The organism is Actinomycetota bacterium (genome assembly GCA_019347575.1).
Lineage (GTDB): Bacteria > Actinomycetota > Nitriliruptoria > Nitriliruptorales > Nitriliruptoraceae > JAHWKY01.
Genome location: JAHWKY010000003.1, coordinates 105,433 through 126,532, shown reverse-complemented (window position 1 = coordinate 126,532; position 21,100 = coordinate 105,433). Strand labels below are relative to the sequence as shown.

Below are 21,100 nucleotides of genomic sequence, written 5' to 3'. Positions count from 1 at the left end.
TCGACACGAGCGGGGCCGTTCCCTGCCTCCGCCCGCCCCACCCACCACCGCGCATCCAGAACCACCGGATACGCGGGTTCTGGGGGCCCACGGCCCGCCCCACCCACCACCGCGCATCCAGAACCACCGGATACGCGGGTTCTGGGGCTCACGGGCCGCCCCGCCACCCACCACACCAGGAACCACCGGATACGGGGCGTTCTGGTGCAGGGGTCCTCAGAAGGACACGATCGGGTAGCCGGCGTCCTGCAGGACCTGACGGAGGTGGGCGATGTGCTCGGGTCCGCGGGTCTCGAGCTCGACGACCACCTCGACCTGACCCAGGCGCAGTCGGCGTCCGAAGCGGTGGTGCTCCACACCGACGATGTTGCCCCGTTCCGCCGCGATCAGCCCGAGGATGCGATGCAGCGCCCCGGGGCGGTCGACGATGCGGGTCCGCAAGGTGAAGTAGCGCCCCTCTGCCGTCAGGCCCGAGGTCACCAGGTGCTGCATGACGAGAGGATCGATGTTGCCGCCCGACAGCACCGCCACGATCGGAGGCCGCAGGTCGAGGTCGCCGTCGAGGAGCGCCGCGACACCCGCGGCGCCGGCCGGCTCCACGACGAGCTTGGCCCGTTCCAACAGCAGCACGACGGCTCGGGCGATGGCGTCATCGGAGGTGGTGGCGACCCGATCCACCCGATCGCGGACGTGGGCGAGGGTCAGCTCGCCTGGCTCCTTGACGGCGATGCCGTCGGCGATCGTGTCTACCTCCGTGACCGCACGGGGAGCGCCTCCCTCGAGCGAAGCCGGGAAGGACGCCGCTCCGAGCGCCTGGACGCCCACCACGGTCACCTCGGGACGGCGGGCCTTGATGGCGGTGGCGACACCCGAGATCAGCCCTCCCCCACCTACGGGCACGACGACGGAGCCCAGCTCGGGCATCTGATCGAGCAGTTCGAGGCCCAGCGTCCCCTGGCCAGCGATGATGTCGGGGTGGTCGAAGGGGTGGACGAAGACCAGGCCCTTCTCCTCGGCGTACGCGATCGCTGCCTCGAGGCTGGCGTCGAAGGGACCCGCGACGAACTCGACGTGCGCCCCGTACGCCGCGGTCGCCTCTGCCTTGGGTAGTGGCGCCTGCTCGGGCATGAACACGGTGGCCTCGACGCCCTGGAGGCGAGCGGCGAGGGCCACCCCCTGGGCGTGGTTGCCGGCCGACGCGCATACGACACCGCGCTGGCGCTCGTCCTCGGTGAGCTGGGCGATGCGGTTGTAGGCGCCCCGCAGCTTGAACGAGCCGGTGCGTTGCAGGTTCTCGCACTTGAGCACCACCTCGGCGCCCACGAGCTCGGTCAGCGCACGCGACGGCTCGATCGGAGTGGGTTGCATGACCGCTGCCAACCGCTCACGCGCGGTCTCCACGGCGGTCACGTCGACCAGTTCCACGCTCACTCCAGCATGTCGCGCACGGTGCGCAGCCACAGCTGCGTCGTGAGGTCGAGCGATCCGACGTCGATGCGCTCGTCGTCACCGTGGAACATCGTCGCGAAATCGTCGAAGGGGATGCGTTCGGTGTAGAGCCCGAAGCCGTAGCAGATGGCTCCGAGCCGCCGCAGGTAGCGCGAATCCGTCGCGCCGGGGAGGAGGAACGGCACGACGTTGGCCCCCGGGACGAGCTCCGCGGCCCGCTGCGACAACACGTCCCACAGCGGCGTATCCGTGGGTGATGCTGACGCGACCTGATCGAACGCGAACACGATCTCGCAGCGGTCGGCGAGATCCCCGAGCGCCTCTTCGAGCATCGCGCGGATGTCGTTGCTGTCGTGGCCTGGCAGCGCGCGCACGTCGACCTGCACGGTGGCGCGGTCGGGGATGACGTTGACCTTGGTGCCCGACACGACCACGTTGGGCGAGAAGGTCGTGTGCGTGCACGCGTGCGCGAAGCGAGCCAGCCCGATATCGGGCAGCTGCTCCAGCACGTCGTCGAGCTGGAGGGGGTCGAGCAGCATCTGCCGCAGCTCCTCGGGCAACGCGAGCCCCGACACGAAACCCTGCCACACCTCCGTGAGCACCGCAGGGGGTCGGTAGGCGGCGACCCGGGCGACCACCTCCGCCGCCGTGACGGCCGCGTTGTCCGTCCGCAGCGGCATCGACCCGTGTCCCGGTGTCCCGGTCACGTGGATCTCGGTCCAGTGGGGACCCTTCTCGGCGACGGTGATGGGGAGGGTGGGTGGTCCGTCGCCCAGGGGGAAGCGCTGACCACCGAACTCGGTCACGACGTAGTCGGTGCGTACCGCGTCGGGCTCGTGGTCGACGAGCCACTCCGCCCCGTGCGTCCCGCCGGCCTCCTCGTCCGCCACCGCGAGGTAGACCAGGTCGCCGCGGGGACGGAACCCGGTGCGTGCGAGCTCCTTGACGGTCACGGCCATGGTCGCGGTGAGGTTGAACATGTCGACCGCCCCGCGGCCCCACACGAACCCGTCGACGAGCTCGCCGCCGAACGGATCGTGGCGCCACCGGTCGGGGTTGGCGGGGACGACGTCGGTGTGGCCCATCAGCATGAGCGAGGGCGCGGCGGGATCGCTCCCGGCGATGCGAGCGACGAGGCTCGGCCGCCCCGGCACGGGCTCGTACGTCTCGAGGTCGAGCCCCGGCCCGTCGAGCAAGCCACGCAGCACGTCGACGTTGCGCGCCTCATGGCCGGAGTCACGTGACCCGTCGTTGACGCAGGCGTTGCGGATCAGGTGCTGCAGCAGATCCGTGACCTCATCGACGATCGTGCTCACCGCGCCCTCCGGTCGGAGGTCGAGGCTAGTCGTCCGCCGTACGGCGCTGTACGGCGAGGTCCGGGGCGCAGCCGCTGGGTAGGGTGAAGTGGTCCCTACCCCGAGAGCCACACCTCGACCGAGGAGAGCCGCCGCCATGGCCGAGTACCGCACCGCTCACGACACCATGGGCGAGATGCAGATCCCCGCGGACGCCCTGTGGGGCGCCACCACGCAACGCGCGGTCGAGAACTTCCCGGTCAGCGGCCAGCCGGTGCCAGCCGACGTCGTCCACGCTCTCGCGATCGTCAAGTGGGCATCCGCGACGGCGAACGAGGAGGACGGCGTGCTCGACACCGAGCTCGCGAAGGTCATCCGCGAAGCTGCCGAGGAGGTCATCGCGGGGCAGCTCGACGACCACTTCCCGATCGACACGTTCCAGACCGGCTCGGGCACGTCCACGAACATGAACGTGAACGAGGTGATCGCCAACCGGGCCAAGCAGCTGCTCGGCGAGGACCTGGACTCGACGCGGGTCCATCCCAACGATCATGTCAACGCCAGCCAATCCTCCAACGACACCTTCCCATCCGCGGTGCACATCGCGTGCGCCTCACTCGTGGCCGAGGAACTCGTCCCTGCGCTGGAGCACCTCGCCGGGGCGCTGCGATCGCGAGCGGACGCCTGGTCCGACGAGGTCAAGCCCGGCCGCACCCACCTCATGGACGCGACACCCGTCACGCTCGGGCAGGAGTTCGCCGGCTACGCCCGGCAGATCGAGCTCGCGGTTGAACGGCTGCACCGCTCACTCCAGAACGTGTACGAGCTCGCGCTCGGCGGCACCGCCGTCGGCACCGGACTGAACTGCCCACCGGGGTTCGCCGCGCGGACCATCGAGTTGATCGCCGAGCGCACCGGCCTGCCCTTCCGCGAGGCCGAGGACCACTTCGAGGCGCAGGGCTCGCGGGATGCGCTCGTCGATCTGTCCGGTGCACTGCGCACCATCGCGGTGAGCCTGATCAAGATCGCCAACGACGTGCGCTGGCTGTCGTCGGGCCCGCGGACCGGCATCGCCGAGATCCAGCTCCCCGCGATCCAGCCCGGTTCGTCGATCATGCCGGGGAAGGTCAACCCGGTGATCCCCGAGTCGGTGCGTCAGGTCGGCGCGCAGGTGATCGGCAACGACGCAGCGGTCACCGTCGGGGGGCTCTCGGGCGAGCTCGAGCTCAACGTCATGATCCCGTTGATGGCTCGCAACGTCGTGGAGTCGACCCACCTGCTCGCCAACGTGAGCCGCCTGTTCGTCGACAAGTGCCTCGCCGGTACGCAGGCCACGGGGCGCGGCCGCGAGCTCGTCGAGCGCTCCCTCATGCAGGTCACCGCGCTGGTCCCCGAGATCGGCTACGAACGCTCGGCCGGTCTCGCGAAGAAGGCGCACGCCGAGGACCGGACGCTGCGCGACGTCGCGATCGAGGACGGTGTTCCGGAGGACGTTCTGGACCGCGTTCTCGACTACAGGCGGATGGCGGAGGGCGGCATCCTCTAGCGATCGCGCGCACGGTGCAGACCGTGGACCATGACCGTCGGAACCACGTGGCGCTCACGGTGCTCGCGGTGTCGTTCGTCTACCGACTCGTCTGGGTGCTCGTGGCCGCCGATCCGATGGAGCCGGGTGACGCGACGCTGTACCTGGACCTGGCGGGCCAGTTCCGCGAACAAGGGTTGCTCAGCCCAGAGGTCCAGCCGCTGCCGTACTGGCCTGCCGGTTACCCGATCTTCGTCGCGGCCATCCTTGCGGTGACCGGCTCGACCATCGCGATCGGGGTGGTGCAGCTGACGATCCTCACGGCGTCCGGCTGGTTCCTGTACGAGTTCGCATCGAGAGCCTTCGGCTCCCTCGTCGCGTGGACCGCCCTGGTTGTGTTCGCCGTGCACCCCTCGATCACCGGCACGGCCGCGTGGATCGCCTACGAACCGATGATGCTGGCCTTGCTCGTCATCGGCGTGGCCCTGATCCACCGGGGCGTGACGGAGCGAGCGGTGTGGGCCCTGGTGGTCGGCGTGCTCGTGCTCGGGCTGGCGGTGACGCTGCAGAGCAAGGCGCTCACGGTGGCCGTGCCGCTCACGGCGTGGGTTGCGTGGCGGCAGCGACAACGCCCCGCGATCGTCGCCGCACTCGTGGTGGCCCTCGCGGTCGGACCGGGCGCAGCCATCCTCCGCAACCAGGTGGCCACGGGGCATCCCGTCCTGTCGACCAACCTGGGCGCGAACGTCGTGCTGGGCAACAGTCGCGTGGCGACCGGCAACTACCCGGGCAGGGTCCTCGACGACGCGTGCGACCGCGAGTGGGGCAGCAACCGCTCACGGACCCCGAGTCAGGATCGCGAGCTGCTGCGGTGCGCGATGCGATGGGTGCTGGCGAACCCGATCGATGCCGTCGCGTTGTGGCCCAAGAAGCTGTGGTACTACACCGCCCCGTTCACCGGCCCACTCAGCACGACGAGCACGCACGGGGTCGATCCGCGGCGCGTGGTCCCGGAGTCGGTGCGGGAAACGGACGTCTTCACCGCCCTCGATCGCGGGATCAGCGCGGCGGTCTACGTCGTGGCGACGCTGCTGCTGTTCGCTGGCGCCGTGATCGCGCTCCGCGACCCCGCGACCCGCATCGGCGGCTTCCTAGCGGTGTGGCCCATCGTCGCGTTCGTGGCGCTGACCCTGGCGACGTTCGGCGATGCCCGCTTCCGCCTCCCGACCGTCGGGTTCGTCATCGTGCTGCAGTCCGTGGCGCTGGTGAGCCTGGTGACCGTGCTGCGGCGACGATCCCGTGATCGCCCCGCCGTCAGTTGAGGACCGCTTCGAGGGCGAGGATCACCTCGGCGCCGTGGTCGTCGTCGAGCGGCTCGCCGGCCGCGTCGCGGACACCGAAGACATCGACGGCCTGCGGTCCCAGCGTGGTGATGCGAGCGAAGACGATGTCCAGGCTGAGCTCGGCGAAGGCGGAGGCGATGCGGAACAGAAGACCGGGCTGGTCGGGCGCGTGGACCTCGACGACGGTGGTGCGCCCCGACTCGTCGGCGTAGACACCGACGCGCGTCTCCACGTCCGGCGCCGGCCGTGATCGCGCTCGCTGCCTCGCGGCCTTGGCATCGATGCGAGCCCGGAGCGCGACACGTCCCGCGGCTGCCTCCCCGAGGTCGCCTTCCACCGCGGCCCACCAGGCGCTGCGGTCGTCTCGGGGACACGCGACGGTGAAGGTGTCGACCGCGACTCCGTCACGACGGGTGAACGCGTGCGCTCCCAGGACCGATCCGTCGTGGATCGCCAGCACGCCCACGACGCGAGCGAACAGCCCGGTGCGATCGCGGGCGACGACATCGAGTTCGTCGTACTCGGCTCCGTCGGCGCCGGGCGTGACGCGGGTACGGATCTGGGTCGCGTCGAGGGGGGTGGCCGCCATAGCGGCGTGCCGGATGGCCGCGCGGGGCGTGACGGCGGCGGCGTAACGGATCGGGAGGAGGGTGAGGTGTTCACGGATCACGTCCTCGGGGACGCCGAGCCCCGGGGCTAGCTCCTGGGCCTCCACGGCGGTCCGCTCGGCGGTGTCAGCGTTGAGGTCGGGGTGGGAGGTTTCGAGCACGGTTCGCACCTTCAGTACGAGCTGACGGACGAGGGTCGCCTTCCAGTGGGTCCACGCGGTCGGGCCAGTGGCGGTGCCATCGGCGGCGGCGAGCAGGTGCAGCGCCGCGAGGGTCTGAGCGTCGCCGACGGTCTCGGCGACGGACTCCACCAGACCCGGCTCGGCGAGGTCGCGTCGCGTCGCCACGTCGGGCAGCAGCAGGTGGTGGCGCACAAGCGTCGCCACGAAGTCGGCCGTCCGGGGCCCGTAGCCGAGCCGCTCCACGATGCCGCGAGCGACCGGTACGCCGGTCTCCGAGTGCGGCTCGCCGTGTGCCTTGCCCACATCGTGCAGCAGCACGCCGAGCATCAGCCCATCACGGTCCTCCACCGCTCCGAGCGTCGCGGTCGCCCATGCTTCGTGCCGGACCAGCTCGGCCAGGTCGGCCGAAGCGTGGAGCGCGTGGCGGTCGAGGCTGAAGCGGTGGAAGGGGTTGCGCTGCGGCCTGCCCCGTAGCGCCGCCCACTCTGGCAGCAGGTGGGTGAGCAGCCCCACGTCGTCGAACTCGGCGAGCGGAGCGAGAGCCACGTCGCCCCGCCACAGCACGCGGAGGAACGCGTCCCGCGACGCCGTGGTCCAGACGAACGGTTCGGCCCCCTCGACGTTGCGTGCCAGGCGCGCTGCGGTCGTGCGGTCGAGGACGGCACCCTCAGCAGCGAGCACCTCCAGCAGCTGGATCGGCATCGTCGGGTCGTCGTGGATCGCGGGCTCCTCGACGCGCAGGACGCCGTCCACGATCCCGAACGGGCCGACGCGCTGCTCCGAGGTGCGACGGAAGCGACGGCCCCGTAGCGCATCCGCACGGAGGACCGTCCACGCGCGAAGGTGGATGTGATCGATCGTGCGGGCTGCGAGGAAGACGTCGTGGAGCAAGGCATCCGCACCGCCGGTGCCGCCTGGGTCGTAGCCCAGGCGGTCGGCGACGCGCGGTTGCAGATCGAGCCGTAACTGATCGAGGGGGTGCTCGGCCTCGAGGTGGAGGGCGACGCGAGCGGCCAGCAACGTCTCGTACGCCCGCGCGAGACGGCTGCGATCCGGCGCCCCGATGTAGCGCGCACTGACCAGTGGGTCCAGCGCCGCCTCGCCCAGCAGTGCGGCGGCGGCCCAGCGCAACGACTGCACGTCCCTGAGCGTCCCCGCGCCCCTCTTCAGGTCGGGCTCGAGCACCTCGGCCGCGTCGCCAACGCGGGCTCGACGCTCGGCATCGGCACGCTGTAGCGCCTCGAGGAAGCTCGCCGGCCGCCGCCTGAGCTTGCTGATCACCGTCGAGCGGGCGTCGTGCAGCAGCTGGGGATCGCCGGCAACGACGCGTGCGTCGAGCAGCGCCGTCGTGACCTCGACATCGTCGAGGGCGATCGAGACCGCCTGACGTCGGTCACGCACGGCGTGACCGACCTTCAAGCCGGCGTCCCACAACGGGTAGACGACGGCGCGGACCGCGCCCTCGAGGTCCTCGTGGCTAACGCGGTCGTGCAGCAGGAGCACGTCGATGTCGCTACCGGGGCACAGCTCGCGGCGTCCGTAGCCGCCGACAGCGACGACGGTCAGACGACCGAGCAGCTCCAGCGAGCGCCACAGCTGAACGAGGCCGTCGTCGACCGCACCCGTCCAGGCCTCGCACCACTCGCGCCCGGCTGGTGGGCCGTGCTCGCAGAGCTCCGCCCGCGCCTGGCGCAGGGTTGCAGCGACGTCGGCCACAGCGGCTCTCAGAGCGCCTCGTGGTCCTCCTCGCCGGTCCGGATCCGCACGACCCGCTCGACCGGCGAGACCCACACCTTGCCGTCCCCGACCTGGCCGGTGCGGGCCGAGGTGATGATGGTCTCGATGACCTCGTCGACCCGGGTCTCGGCGACGAGCACGTCGAGGCGGGCCTTCGGGACGAACTCGACCTGGTACTCGGCGCCGCGGTAGACCTCGGTGTGGCCACGCTGACGGCCGTACCCGCGTACCTCGGACAGGGTCAGGCCCTCGATGCCCATCTCCTGGAGGGCGTCCTTGACCTCCTCGACCTTGTGGGGCTTGACGATGGCGGTCACGAGCTTCACGTCGTCTCCTCGAGCGGGGCCGGTGGGTCACCCGACGGCGGGCCGCAGCGTGCCGGATGGCAGTTCCGCGGGTGTTGCTGCTCGGTTTCGCCGTTGTTACGCCGGATGTGCCCGTCGGGGCGGCCATGCGGCCGGAACCGTGCGCCGACCGCACCGGCAGGTCGGCCAGGTGGGTCCTGCTCGGAGTCACCTTCCCTCGCCCGCCCAACCTCGTTAGGATGGGGTCACGACGGTCACCGACGACTCGGGTGCGCGTCCCCGACGCCACCCGTGCGTTCGCCGCACAGGGGGGCACAGGTTCCGCTTCCGGCTCGTTGGTAGGGGTGATGACGGATCACCCCGTCCGTCGCGGACGTGCCCATCAACCCGGCGCCCCACCGGCTGGGCACGGAGAGGCGATCACCAACCCCCCTGGTGACGCCCGAACCGGTTGACGCTGTGTGCCCCACGCGTCCCGGTTTCGAGCCCCGGCCGTCGCCCCAACGGCCGGGGCTCACCCACGCGCGGGGTCACCTGCGGAGGGCCCTGCGGATCAGTCGATGGATCCTCGCTGCACGACCCATTCGGTGGTCTGTCCAGTCACGCCGGCGATCAGATCGAAGTCGCTGTCGTAGTGCAGAACCGTGAGTCCGTCGATATCCGCGATGGCGGCCAGCAGCAGGTCGGGGATGCTCACGGCGCGGTGCTGACCCAGTCGCACCAGTTCGAACTGAAGCTCGCGGGCGCGCTGCTCGGCGCGGACCGGCATGGTCACCGGGATCAGATGGTCGATGACGTCCTCGCGCGTCGACCGGTAGTCGTCGTGCGACCGGGCGGAGAACCCGACCTCGAGCTCGGTGACGAGGGACACACCGACCTCCCCGGCGCGGATGCGAGGTAGGACGGCATCGGCGACGGCCTCGAGGTGGATGCGGGCGAGGACGGACTTGTCGATCAGCCACGACGCGGGCGTCACCGCCACGCGGCAGCCATCACGTCGTCATCGAGCAGATCGCTGGTCGCCTGGGCGAAGCGCTTCAGCGCAGCCCGGTCGACCACCTCGCGCCGTGCAGCGGAGTGGACGGCCTCACGCAGGGCGGTGTTGACGGTGTCCTTGATGGTCGCCGTACCGAGCACCTGCCGTGCGGACTCCAGCACCTCGTCATCGATGTCGACCAAGCGCTTGCTCACCACGACCTCCGTATATACGAACTAGCCGAGTATATACAGGCGGGCCGAGGCAGTCCCATCGGAGGTGTGCCTCGATCAACCCAGTCGCTGGATCATGAGCGAAGCCGCTTCGGAGGGGTTCATGGCGACGGCGATGCCGAGGGACTCGAGGATCTGCTTCTTCTCGGCAGCGGACTCGCCGCCGGGGCCGCCCTCCTTGACGATGGCGCCGGCGTGGCCCATCTGCTTGCCGGGCGGCGCCTCGTAGCCGGCGATGTAGCCCACCACCGGCGTGTCGGGGATGTTGGCGGCGATCCACTCGCCGGCGCGCTGCTCCTCGCTGCCGCCGATCTCGCCGACGAACGCTATGGCCTCGGTCTCGGGGTCCTCGGCGAAGGCCTCGATCACCTCGATGAACTGGGTGCCGATCACCGGGTCGCCCCCGATGCCGACGCACGTCGAGATGCCGATCCCGGCCTGCGCCAGCTCGTGCATGATCTGGTAGGTGAGGGTGCCCGAGCGCGACACCAGGCCGACCTTGCCCGGCATGGTGATGTCCGCCGGGATGATCCCGACGTTGCTCTTGCCGGGGCTGATCAGCCCAGGGCAGTTGGGACCGATGAGCCGGCGTCCCCCCCGCCGTACCACGACGTCGTAGACCTCGGTCATGTCGTGGACCGGCACACCCTCGGTGATGACGACGATGGTGTCGATGCCAGCCTCGTGGGCCTCGAGCACCGCGTCCTTCGTGAAGGGCGCGGGCACCATCACCATCGAGGTGTTCGCGTCCTCGGCCTCGACCGCCTCCTGGACCGTGGCGTACACCGGTTTGCCGAGCTCCTCCCAGGTCGTCCCGCCCTTCTTGGGGTGGGTACCGGCGACGATCTGGGTGCCGTAGTCGAGGTTGCGCTTGGCGTGGAAGGTCCCCTGGGAGCCGATCCCCTGGACCACGACCTTCGTGTCACTACCGATGTAGATGCTCATCAGCTGGCTTCCTTCGCGAGGGCGACGGCCAGCTCGGCGGCCTCGTCCATGGTCGGGGCGGAGATGACGTTGGGCAGGTCCGCTTCCTCGAGGATGCGACGCCCCTGCTCGGCGTTGGTGCCGTCCAGGCGGATCACCAGCTTCTGAGGGAAGTCGCCGAGGCGCCGGGTCGCTTCCACGATACCGTTGGCGACCTCCTCGCCACGCGTGATGCCGCCGAAGATGTTGACGAAGACGCTCTTGACACTGGGGTCCTTCAGGACGAGTCCGAGCGATGCGGCCATGGCGTCTGCGGACGCACCACCACCGACGTCGAGGAAGTTGGCGGCCTGCCCCCCGTGTTGTGCCACGACGTCGAGCGTCGCCATGACCAGGCCGGCGCCGTTGCCGAGGACCCCGACCTGGCCGTCGAGCTTGACGTACTGGATGTCCTTCTCCTTGGCCTCCGCCTCGAGCGGATCGTCGGCCTCCAGCCCGGCGACCTTCCACTCGTCGTAGTCGCCGTGGCGGAAGGCAGCGTTGTTGTCGAGGCTGACCTTGGCGTCGAGGGCGATCACGCGGCCATCGGGGGTCTTGATCAGGGGGTTGACCTCGCAGAGGGTCGCATCCTCCGCCCGGAACGCGTCGAAGAGGGTCACGAGCAGATCCGCTGCCGCCTCCCTGCCGTCCTCCGGGATGGCTGCCTGGGTCAGGATGTCGAGGGCGCGGTCGCGTTGGAGACCGTCGGTGGTGTCATTGGGGGTGAGCGAGACCTTGACGACGGCGTCGGGATCGGTGCGGTTCACCTCCTCGATGTCCACGCCGCCCTTCGCGGAGCAGATGACGAGGTAGCCCTTGTTCACGCGGTCGTGCATCACCGACAGGTAGTACTCCTCGGCGATGTCGGATGCCGGCTCCACGTAGACGACGTTGACGGTGTGCCCCTTGATGTCGAGCCCGAGGATGTCCTCGGAGACCGAGCGCGCCTCATCGGCGTCGTTGGCGAGCTTGACCCCTCCCGCCTTGCCGCGCCCCCCGGTCTTCACCTGCGCCTTGACGACGACGGTGCCGCCGAGCTCACGCGCGGCGGTCTCGACCTCGTCGATGGTCCGGCACACCCGGCCCTCGGCAGGGACCGGGACGCCGTTGCGGCGGAAGAGTTGTTTGCCTTGGTACTCGACGAGGTCCACGAGGCCCTCCTTGATCTCTGTGCTACCGGCCTTCGGCCTACTTGAGCACTCTGGGTTGTGCTACCGGCCTTCGGCCTACTTGAGCACTCTGGGTTGTGCTACCGGCCCTCGGCCTACTTGAGCACTGCACGGTCAGCTGCGGTCGGGAACGTTGTCGCGCACCCAGTCGACGATGGCCTTCATCGGCGTGCCCGGGGTGAACACCTCGGCGATCCCCTGCTCCTTGAGGAGGGGGATGTCCGGCTTCGGGACGATGCCGCCTCCGAACACGATGACGTCCTCGGCGCCGGCTTCGCGCAGGAGCTCGACCACCTTCGGGAACAGCGTCATGTGCGCCCCGGAGTGGATCGACAGGCCGACCGCCTGCGCGTCCTCCTGCAACGTGGCGCTCACGATCTGTTCCGGCGTCTGGTGCAGACCGGTGTAGATCACCTCGAAGCCGGCATCCCGCAGCGCACGAGCCACGACCTTGGCGCCTCGATCGTGCCCATCGAGGCCGGGTTTGGCCACGACGACGCGGACGGCCACGTTCGCCTCTCCTGTCGCGGGTCTGGAAGGATGCGGGGTGGCGCGGCGGGCGCCGACCCCGCCGGAGCTTAGTCGAGGTCCTGGAAGCCGAGCAGGCCGCAGGTTGGAGGCCGATGGTGACAGAGGATGTGACCCCCGGGTGGGACCCCATCCAGCGCGCCGCGGCACGCATCGGCGCGCGGGAGTTCCTGTGGTGGCTCGTGGAGAGCCCCGTGTTCCGACAACCACCAGCGTGGAACCCTGATCCCCTGCGTTGGCCGGGCTACCCCCAGAAGCGAGAGGAGGCGCGCCAAGCGACCGGCCTCGACGAGGCGGTGTCGGTCGCCACGGGGCGCCTGCGCGGCACCAAGCTCGAGGCGGTGTTCCTCGCCGGCGACTTCGGCTTCCTCGGCGGGTCGATGGGGACGGTCGTGGGCGAGACCATCGCGGAGGCGTACGACCACGGCAGGTCGCAGCAGCTCCCGGTGGTGCTCCTGACGACGAGCGGCGGGGCGCGGATGTACGAGGGCATGGCCGCGCTCGTGCAGATGCCCAAGACCATCGTCGCCGCCGAGCAGCATGCGCGCGCCGGGCTGCTCCAGATCGCCGTCCTGCGGGACCCGACCACGGGAGGGGTGTTCGCCTCCCACGTCAACCACGCGGACATCCTGCTCGCTGAACCCGGTGCGACGATCGGCTTCGCCGGTCCTCGGGTCGCGGCCGCGATGACCGACGGCCGACTCCCGGAGGGGTCGCACACCGCCGCGGGAGCGGAACGGGCCGGGCTGGTCGACGCGGTCGTCGCACGCCCCGACCTGCCGACCGCGCTGGAACGCCTCCTGCGCTGGGCGCAGCCGGACGCCGAGCACGAGCAGCCGCAGCGCTTCGACGACCCACACGTCGGCGAGCAGGACGCGTGGACGCAGGTGCAGCTCGCCCGTGCCCCCGACCGGCCCCGGGCATCGGAGTGGCTGGCACCGCTCGACGATCCGTTCGAGCTGCACGGCGATCGCGAGGGCAGCGACGACCCGACGGTGCGCGTCGTCCTGGGCCGTGTCGGGGGACGCCGACTGGTTGCGGTCGCGCTCGATCGCAACGCGAACGCGGGGCGGGTCACGCCCGCGGGGTACCGCAAGGCTTGGCGCGGTCTTCACATCGCGGATCGCCTCGCCGCACCGGTCGTGGTCTTCATCGACACCCCTGGCGCGGACGCTTCGGCGCCCTCGGAGGCTGGAGGCATCGCGGCGGCCATCGCCCGCACGTTCAGCGAGGTGCTGGCGTGCCGGCCCCCCATCGTGGTCATGGTGATGGGCGAGGGTGGATCGGGCGGGGCGCTGTGTCTGACCGTAGGTGACCGCGTGTTGATCCAGGAGCACGCGGTCTTCAGCGTCATCGCCCCGGAAGGTGCCGCGGCGATCCTGCACCGCGATCCCACCCGTGCCGCAGAGGTCGCTGCGCTGCTGCGGCCCACGGCGTCAGGGCTGGCCGAGATCGGCATCGCCGACGAGGTGGTCGCCGAACCCGAAGGAGACGAGGTCGTCGTGGGCTGGGAGGCCATCCTGCGGCACCTCGACGAGATCTCGGGTCAGCCGTGGCCGGCGCGGATGGCGACCCGGCGTCGTCGCTGGCGCGGTGGGGGACGCGCGTGAGCGATGAGGATCCCGGCTTCGGTCCGGGTGGGTACCTGCCGGACCGCGCGGCACGGCGGGCGCGGAAGATCATGCTGCGCGCCCCGCTCGGTCTGCAGTGGATCATCGCGTCCGCGATCGCGGGGGTGGTCGTGCTCGTGGCGGGGCTGCTGTTCCTGCGGAGCGCCGACGAGCCTCCGGGCGATCCCTTCGTAGCCGCGGCAGACGACGCCGCGGTCGATCCTGCACTCGAGGTCGAGGGACTCGGAGTCCTCCTCGTCCGCGGCGGACGGCTCCGCGCGTTCCCGATCGGTGACAGGGGGATCGTCTGGTGCCCGCAGAGCGACTCCATCGAGTCGGCATCGGGGCGGGTGTGGAGCCCGACCGGGCGTGCGCTCGACGGTGGCGAGTCGCTCGCGTCACACCCCACCGTGGTCCACGACGGGACCGTCTACGTCGATCCGACCCGCCTCGAGGACGGCCCTCCCGGCACGAGGGCCGGCAACGCCGATCCCGCCTGCACCTGACGAACCCGACACGCCCCGAGCGGACGCTAACGCGCATCCACGCGTGTTTCCGTCACTCGCCCACCCCCGACCACGCCCCCAACGGACGGCAACGCGCATCCACGCGCGTTTCCGTCAGAAGCCGGGGACGAGCGGTCAGGTGCGCACGAGCGGGGCGTAGGCGAGGAGCAGCTGCTTCTGGCCCTCGTCCTCGAACACGACCGTCGCCTCGGTGTTCTCGCCCTGGCCAGCGAGGCGCACGATGACACCTGCGCCGTAGCGCGGGTGCCGGACGCGGTCCCCGACGCGGAACTCCTCGCCCTCGAACGAGACGACCTCGCGGTCGCGGACCCGCTGAGCAGCCGACCCTCCACCGGCCCGACGCAACTCGACGAGCTCCTCGGGCACCTCCGCCAGGAACCGCGACGGCGGGTTGTAGGAGGTGCCGCCCCACAGCGTGCGGTGCGAGGCGTGGGTGAGGTAGAGGCGCTGCTCGGCGCGGGTGAGTCCCACGTAGCACAGCCGTCGCTCCTCCTCGAGTTCGCTGGGTGTGTCGAGCGAGCGCACGTGGGGGAAGACCCCGTCTTCGAGGCCGACGAGGAACACGACCGGGAACTCCAGTCCCTTCGCGGTGTGGAGGGTCATGAGGGTGACCTGGCCCTCGTCGTCGTCGTCGAGCTCGTCCTGGTCGGAGACGAGGGTCACGGACTCGAGGAAGCCCTCGACCCCGCCTTCGGGATCGCGTTCGACGTACTCCTGGGCGACCGACTTCAGCTCGCGCAGGTTCTCCTCGCGGCCGAGCGCCTCGATGGAACGTTCCGCCTGGAGCTCGGCGAGGTAGCCGGTCCGTGACCACACCTCCTCGACGAGGTCGTCGACCGTGGCGCCCTCGACCATGAGGGTTCGGAGCAGGTCGATCAGGTTCACGAACGAGGTGACCGCCGAGACCGCGCGGCCGCCGAGCTGGGGGATGTGCTCGGCGGCGCGACAGGCATCGAGGAAGGCGATGCCCTCGCGGCGCGCGTGCATGGCGACGGCGTCCACCGTCTTCTGTCCGATGCCGCGGCGGGGCGTGTTCACGATCCGGCGTGAGTTGATGTCATCGGCGGGGTTGACGAGCACGCGCAGGTACGCCAGGACGTCCTTGATCTCCTTGCGCTCGTAGAAGCGCACGCCCCCGATCACGCGGTAGGGCGTGCCGACTCGGACGAACACCTCCTCGAGGACACGTGACTGGGCGTTGGTGCGGTAGAAGACGGCGACGTCGTCGAAGCCGTGTTCGCCCTCGGCGCGGAGCTTCTCGACCTCCTCGGCGACGAACGCGGCCTCGTCGTGCTCGTCCTCAGCCTCGTAGCGCACGACCAACGGTCCTACGCCCGCGTCGGTCCACAGTTCCTTGGGCTGGCGCTGCTGGTTGTTGCGGATCACCGCGTTCGCCGCGTCGAGGATGTTCTGCGTCGAGCGGTAGTTGCGGGTCAGCTTGATGACCGTCGCCTCGGGGTAGTCGCGCTCGAAGTCCAGGAGGTTCTGGATCGTGGCGCCCCTGAAGCGGTAGATGGACTGGTCCCCGTCCCCGACCACCATGAGGTTGCGATGCTCGGACGCGAGGTCGTTGACCAGGTGGTACTGGGCGCGGTTGGTGTCCTGGTACTCGTCGACGAGCAGGTAGCGGAAGCGGTGGCGGTAGTGCTCCAACACCTCGGGGAACAGCCGGAGGACCTCGACGGTCTTCGTGATGAGGTCGTCGAAGTCGAAGGCGCTCGCCCGGAGCAGCCGGTCCTGGTAGGTACGGTAGACCTCCGCGATGCGCTCCTCGAGGAAGCCCGAGGCGGCGGAGGCGTAGGTCTCGAAGTCGATCAGCTCGTCCTTCGCCGCGCTGATGGCGTAGCGCACCCCCTTGGGGGTGAGCCGTCGATCGTCGATGCCCAGATCCTTCATGATCTGGGTGACGAGCCGCACCGAGTCGGCCTCGTCGTAGATCGTGAACGCGCTGGCGTAGCCGAGCCGCTTGGCCTCGCGGCGCAGGATCCGCACGCACGCCTTGTGGAACGTCGTGACCCACATGTGTTGCCCCAGCCGAGTGCCGAGCAGCGCCCCGACACGATCAGCCATCTCGGACGCAGCCTTGTTCGTGAACGTGATGGCCAGGATCGCGAAGGGGTCGACGCCGTGGTCCTGGATCAGGTGCGCGATGCGGTGCGTCAGCACCCGAGTCTTGCCCGAACCGGCTCCGGCGACCACGAGGACGGGTCCCTCGACGGCCAGCACCGCCTCGCGCTGGCTGGGGTTCAGCCCCGAGAGGAGGTGGTCGGAAGCATGGGCGGCGTGCGTCGGCGTGTCGGACAAGAGACGTCGGGTTCCCGGTCGGGGCGCGGCGGATCGAGGCTACCGGACCCCACCGACACCCTCTCGTGCCACGGAGGGCCCGCCGATGGCGAGCCCTCCGTGCCCTCTCTCCCCAGCGGTCTGGTCAGTCGCTGCCGCCGCAGAGCGCGTCGATGTTGTACAGGCACCGGGTCGGCTCCAGCTCGCGCGGCTGCTCGAGCAGCTTGCCGCCCTCGGTCGCCTTGATGAAGATCGGGTTGCCGACCGGCTTGGGTCCACCGACGGGGTTGGCGACGGTGGTGTCACCGCTGACCACGAAGATGGTGCCCTCGTGGTCGAAGTTCACCGTGAAGAAGTCACCCAGCCGCCTATCGCCGGCCTCGAAGCTCTGGTTGGCGTTGCAGGTCGTGCCGCTGAGGCAGATGTTGCCGACGTGGATCGGGTCCTTCGACGCGTTCGTGATCGCGAACTGCGGCGGGCAGCCGTCCTCGGAGCCGTGCGCGTTCAGCGAGTACGCGACGAACAGGTAGAACTTCGTCGGGTCGTGCTCGCCGGTCTCGGGATCGACGAGCGTCTGGTACCAGGTCACGGCGACACGTCCGTCGTCTCCGGCGATGATCCAGGGCCACATCGCGTCGCCCTCGGGGATGTCGAGCATGACCTTCTCGCCCCACGTCCCGTTCGTCACGACCTCCGGGTCGCGCTCGAAGTACGCGAACTCGACGAAGCCGTTGGGGTTGGTGTCGCTCGAGCCGCGGTAGCCGCCGGCGCTGGACTGGTACACCGTGCCGCCGTTGTCGATGGCGATGGCGCCGAAGAACTGCGTGCCGGACTCAAGTCTCTTACCGTCTTCGATGTTCGGGTGGGTGACCCACGTCTCGCCGTCGTCCGGCGTGATGGTGATCCCGCTCTGGCCGGCGGGGGCGATGAACCCGGGTGCGTCGAGGTTCTCCCAGTCGACCTGGAGCGGGTCGCGGATGAGCTTGCTCGTTCCCGGGAAGCCCGTCTTCACCATGTCCCAGGTGATGCCGCCGTTCTCGGAGCGCCACAGCTGCTTGGGCAGGTTGACGTAGAGGAAGACCTCCTCGGGGTTGCCGCCCGTGACCCAGGGACGGTCGCCGGCCGTGACGAAGGCCTCGGCGAGGTTGTAGGACTGGCCGTAGTCGTCGCTGGAGAACACCGCGACGTTCGCCAGGTCGATCTCGGTGTTGTAGATGCGTCCACCGAGGTCGATGTCGAAGTCGGGGTCACTGAACCCGGTCGACGTCGGGCTGTGGGGACCGACCGGCAGGCCGGCGGTGCCCACGTACTGCCACGTCTCGCCGCCGTCGGTGGAGCGCCAGTTCAGCGTCTGGTTGTAGTAGCTGCCCAGGAAGTCGTAGTAGCCGGGCAGCGCCGCCGGGTCCTTGTAGATGTGGGTCGTCCCCGCGTGAGCCGAGACGCTGATCGATCCGTCCGGCGCGACGACGCTGACGGGCTCGCCACCCGCACGCGTCGTGTCGATGTAGCGGCGACGGTCGAACTCGAGCGGGGGCGGGGCGTGCTCGGAGCAATCGTCCGACAAGGCCGGCAAGGCGGACAGAGCGGGTACGAGGGCGGCGACGAGGCCGATGGACAGCAGGAGCGCGAACTTCCGACGCATGGGGTCATCCTCCGGTGAACCGGGCACGCGGGGGTCTCCCGTCTCCGGTCACCAGGGACTTCGCCGCCGACACCCCGGTCTCCTGCCACCCACGCGAGGAGGGGCGGCCAGCTGGCCGCCCCTCCTCGTCGTGTCCCGCGTCAGCCAGCAGCCACGCACGCTTCGGTCAACTCGAACGCCTCCGCCGTGGGACCGACGAAGAACTCCTCCTGCACCGACGCGCCCAGCGGCGCCTCGGGGTCAGGGGCGACGATCAGCGCCTCGCGCACGACCGTCTCGTTCGGGTCGCCGCCGTAGCTCTTGTCCGGCAGGGCACCCTCGTAGTCCACCGTCACGGACTCGATGACCGCGAGGAGTCCCTCACGTGTGAGGTCGCCCGCCTCGGCGGCAGCCTCGAGCACCGAGAGCACCGGGTACGACCAGACCCATCCGAAGGTGAAGCCGTCGTTGTCGGGTGCGTTGCCCTCGCCCAGCGCCTCCTGCATGGCTGCGTGCGCCTCGCTGTCCGAACCGAACGGGCCCCACGGGGCCACGAAGCGGTACATGGCCTGGATCGCCGGACCCGCCTCGCTCTGCAAGACCGCCGGGTTCCAGGTCGGGACGGAACCGACGAACTGCGGCGCGTAGCCCGACTCCTGGCCGGCGGCGGCGACCTTGCCGACGATCTCGGCCATCTCGAGCGGTCCCGTCGCGATCACGATCACGTCCGGCTGGACGTTCATGATCGCCTGCACGGGAGCGTCCTGGTTCCCCGCCACGGCGTTCGGGGCCGTCTGCACGATGTGGGTGCCCTCGTCGAACTCGATCGAGTTCGCCTCGGCCCAGTGGGCGACACCCGCGGCCGAGTCGCCGCCGTAGTCGCCGGGGTAGCCGACGGCCATCACGGTCGCGACGTCACCTTGCTCCATCGCCCAGTCGAGCCCGTTCATGGACTCGATGCAGTAGTTGTAACCCGACTGGACGATGTTGTCGTTGAACTCCCAGCCGCTCCACCAGCTCGCAGGCGCCCCGAGGACGTTGTCCTCCGCCATCAGGTCCGCCGCAGCCAGGGTCGTCGGCGTCCCCAGCGTCTGTGCCAACGCGAGGACGTTGGGCTCGATCTCGCGGTACCGCGCGACGTGCTCCTGCGGGTTGTACTTGTTGTCGCGCGTGTAGGTGTCGATGTCGATCTCGTAACGATCGGCGATCCCGCCGTTCTCGTTGACACGCTGCCAGAAGGCCTTCTGACCCTCCACGATCGGGACCGCGAGGGCCGCGAACGGGCCCTCGGTCAGGTCCGACAGGATGCCGAGGTAGATGCAGCCCTTGCTGTCATCGACCGGGTTCGGACAGGGCTCCTCGGTGACACCGACGTCGGTGGCGATATCGCCGCCGTCACCTCCGTCACCGGTCGTACCGTCGGTCGCCTCACCGGTCGGTTCGCCGCCGGTGGCCGTGTCGTCATCGTCGTCGCCGCCGCACGCCGTCGCGGCGAGCGCGGTCACGGCGAGCACCGCCGCTGCCTTCCGCCACTTGCTGGGGACCCGCATGTGCTGCTCCTCCTGGGTTGTCGTTCGATACTACGCGTGTAGTAGAGCCCGTGTCAGCAACTCGCTCCTGTCGTGATCAGTACGAGAACGGCCACGCCCTGAAGTAGTTGCGCGCTCGGACCCACAGCCCGTACAGACCACGGGGTTCGGCGATGAGGAACACGACGATCAGGACGCCGAACAGGATCGCCTGGACCTGGAAGGTCGTGAGGAAACCGCCCGTCGACTGGCCTTCGATGAACGGGACGAACCGTGGCAGCTCCTGCACGAGGCGGGGGAGGAGGATCACGAACGCCGCACCGAGCAGCGACCCAGAGATCGTGGCGATGCCGCCGATGAGGATCATGGCGAGGTACTGCACCGACAGGATCAGGTTGTAGCTCTCCGGCACGATGAAACCGGCCTGCGCGGTCACCGCCAACAGCGCCCCGGCGATGCCGGCGTAGAACGACGAGATGGCGAAAGCGATGACCTTGTACCGCGTGAGCGGGACGCCCATGATCTCGGCGGCGATGTCGCGGTCGCGGACGGCGGCGAACGCGCGCCCGACCTTGGATCGGACCAGGTTCTTGGCCAGCACCGCCATGACGATCAACAGCAGCAGGCAGAACAGGTACAGCTTGACGCGGCCGTCGAGCTCGATCCCGAACACCGAGCCCGTGCGGTCGAAGCGGAAGCCGCCGATCTCGACTGGGGCGGCGCGACGCCCCACCCCCGGACCGCCGGTGACGTCGCGCAGCTCGCGGAAGAAGTGCTCGCCGATGAACACCAGGCCGAGCGTGACGATCGCGAGGTAGAGGCCCCGCAGGCGCGTCGCCACCGGCCCGACCAGCAGACCCACGATCGCAGGCACCAGCCCCGCGAGCGGCAGCCAGATCCACATGTCGAGGTCGAAGCCGATGATGTTGGCGCTCCCTTCGCCCCCGAACACCGCCGCCGTGTACGCCCCGAGCCCGATGAAGAACGCGTGGCCGAGCGAGACCTGGCCGGCGTAGCCGGTCACGATGTTCAGCCCGATGGATCCGATCGCGGCGACGAACGCCCAGGTGACGAGGGATTCGAGCTCCGTGGAGAGCACGGCAGGCGCGAACGCGAGCAGCAGCAGGAAGATGCCCGTGGCCGTGCGCTTGGTGGGCGTGTTGAGCGCGGCCTGGTCGGACGCGTAGGAGGTGAAGAGCTCGGGGCGACCGCGCATC

The 21,100-nt window shown here is 69.8% G+C and carries 17 protein-coding genes; 4 read left to right on the top strand and 13 right to left on the bottom strand.

Annotation, left to right across the window (positions count from 1 at the left end; all coding sequences use genetic code 11):
* Nucleotides 1-216: 216 nt before the first annotated feature.
* A complete protein-coding gene (ilvA, locus tag KY469_02840; GenBank protein MBW3662011.1) occupies nt 217-1,368 on the bottom strand; it encodes a threonine ammonia-lyase in 1,152 nt (383 codons plus the stop codon).
* Nucleotides 1,369-1,427: 59 nt separating this feature from the next.
* Nucleotides 1,428-2,903, bottom strand: a complete 1,476-nt coding sequence (locus KY469_02835) for a M20/M25/M40 family metallo-hydrolase (protein ID MBW3662010.1) — start codon at nt 2,901-2,903, stop codon at nt 1,428-1,430.
* Here KY469_02835 and KY469_02830 point away from each other — a divergent pair.
* Nucleotides 2,902-4,290: a class II fumarate hydratase gene (locus KY469_02830; GenBank protein MBW3662009.1), complete on the top strand. Its 1,389-nt coding sequence runs from the start codon at nt 2,902-2,904 to the stop codon at nt 4,288-4,290. The two genes, KY469_02835 and KY469_02830, sit on opposite strands and share 2 nt — an antisense overlap.
* 23 nt (nt 4,291-4,313) lie before the next feature.
* Nucleotides 4,314-5,591, top strand: a complete 1,278-nt coding sequence (locus KY469_02825; GenBank protein MBW3662008.1) for a hypothetical protein — start codon at nt 4,314-4,316, stop codon at nt 5,589-5,591.
* Here KY469_02825 and glnD read toward each other — a convergent pair.
* The 7 genes from glnD to KY469_02790 all read right to left on the bottom strand — a co-directional run bounded on the left by glnD (nt 5,584) and on the right by KY469_02790 (nt 12,295).
* The gene (gene glnD, locus KY469_02820; protein MBW3662007.1) at nt 5,584-8,118 is read right to left on the bottom strand and encodes a [protein-PII] uridylyltransferase; all 2,535 of its coding nucleotides are present in this window, start codon (nt 8,116-8,118) and stop codon (nt 5,584-5,586) included. The genes KY469_02825 and glnD overlap by 8 nt on opposite strands.
* An 8-nt stretch (nt 8,119-8,126) precedes the next feature.
* Nucleotides 8,127-8,465 carry a P-II family nitrogen regulator gene (locus KY469_02815; GenBank protein MBW3662006.1) on the bottom strand — a complete coding sequence of 113 codons (339 nt, stop codon included), beginning with the start codon at nt 8,463-8,465 and terminating at the stop codon, nt 8,127-8,129.
* Between the two features lie 532 nt (nt 8,466-8,997).
* Nucleotides 8,998-9,420 carry a PIN domain nuclease gene (locus tag KY469_02810; GenBank protein ID MBW3662005.1) on the bottom strand — a complete coding sequence of 141 codons (423 nt, stop codon included), beginning with the start codon at nt 9,418-9,420 and terminating at the stop codon, nt 8,998-9,000.
* A complete protein-coding gene (locus KY469_02805; protein ID MBW3662004.1) occupies nt 9,417-9,635 on the bottom strand; it encodes a type II toxin-antitoxin system VapB family antitoxin in 219 nt (72 codons plus the stop codon). The genes KY469_02810 and KY469_02805 overlap by 4 nt, the downstream gene beginning before the upstream one ends.
* A 75-nt stretch (nt 9,636-9,710) precedes the next feature.
* A complete protein-coding gene (gene sucD / locus KY469_02800; GenBank protein MBW3662003.1) occupies nt 9,711-10,598 on the bottom strand; it encodes a succinate--CoA ligase subunit alpha in 888 nt (295 codons plus the stop codon).
* Complete coding sequence (gene sucC, locus KY469_02795) at nt 10,598-11,767, bottom strand: ADP-forming succinate--CoA ligase subunit beta (protein MBW3662002.1); 1,170 nt, start codon at nt 11,765-11,767, stop codon at nt 10,598-10,600. The genes sucD and sucC overlap by 1 nt, the downstream gene beginning before the upstream one ends.
* A gap of 132 nt (nt 11,768-11,899) precedes the next feature.
* A complete protein-coding gene (locus tag KY469_02790; GenBank protein ID MBW3662001.1) occupies nt 11,900-12,295 on the bottom strand; it encodes a cobalamin B12-binding domain-containing protein in 396 nt (131 codons plus the stop codon).
* 113 nt (nt 12,296-12,408) lie between these two features.
* Between KY469_02790 and KY469_02785 the strand changes: the two genes are divergently transcribed.
* On the top strand, nt 12,409-13,923 hold the full coding sequence (locus tag KY469_02785) for an acetyl-CoA carboxylase carboxyl transferase subunit beta (GenBank protein MBW3662000.1): 1,515 nt from the start codon (nt 12,409-12,411) through the stop codon (nt 13,921-13,923).
* A complete protein-coding gene (locus tag KY469_02780) occupies nt 13,920-14,429 on the top strand; it encodes a hypothetical protein (protein MBW3661999.1) in 510 nt (169 codons plus the stop codon). The genes KY469_02785 and KY469_02780 overlap by 4 nt, the downstream gene beginning before the upstream one ends.
* 135 nt (nt 14,430-14,564) lie before the next feature.
* Here the strand turns inward: KY469_02780 and pcrA are convergent, their stop codons facing one another.
* From pcrA to KY469_02760, 4 genes are all read right to left on the bottom strand, one after another.
* Nucleotides 14,565-16,754, bottom strand: coding sequence for a DNA helicase PcrA (gene pcrA / locus KY469_02775; GenBank protein MBW3661998.1), 2,190 nt, complete (start codon nt 16,752-16,754; stop codon nt 14,565-14,567).
* 124 nt (nt 16,755-16,878) lie between these two features.
* Nucleotides 16,879-18,375: a hypothetical protein gene (locus tag KY469_02770; GenBank protein ID MBW3661997.1), complete on the bottom strand. Its 1,497-nt coding sequence runs from the start codon at nt 18,373-18,375 to the stop codon at nt 16,879-16,881.
* A gap of 140 nt (nt 18,376-18,515) precedes the next feature.
* Entirely contained in the window at nt 18,516-19,904 is a 1,389-nt protein-coding gene (locus tag KY469_02765) for an ABC transporter substrate-binding protein (protein ID MBW3661996.1), read from the bottom strand.
* 76 nt (nt 19,905-19,980) lie between these two features.
* The gene (locus KY469_02760) at nt 19,981-21,099 is read right to left on the bottom strand and encodes a branched-chain amino acid ABC transporter permease (protein ID MBW3661995.1); all 1,119 of its coding nucleotides are present in this window, start codon (nt 21,097-21,099) and stop codon (nt 19,981-19,983) included.
* Nucleotide 21,100: the final 1 nt, after the last annotated feature.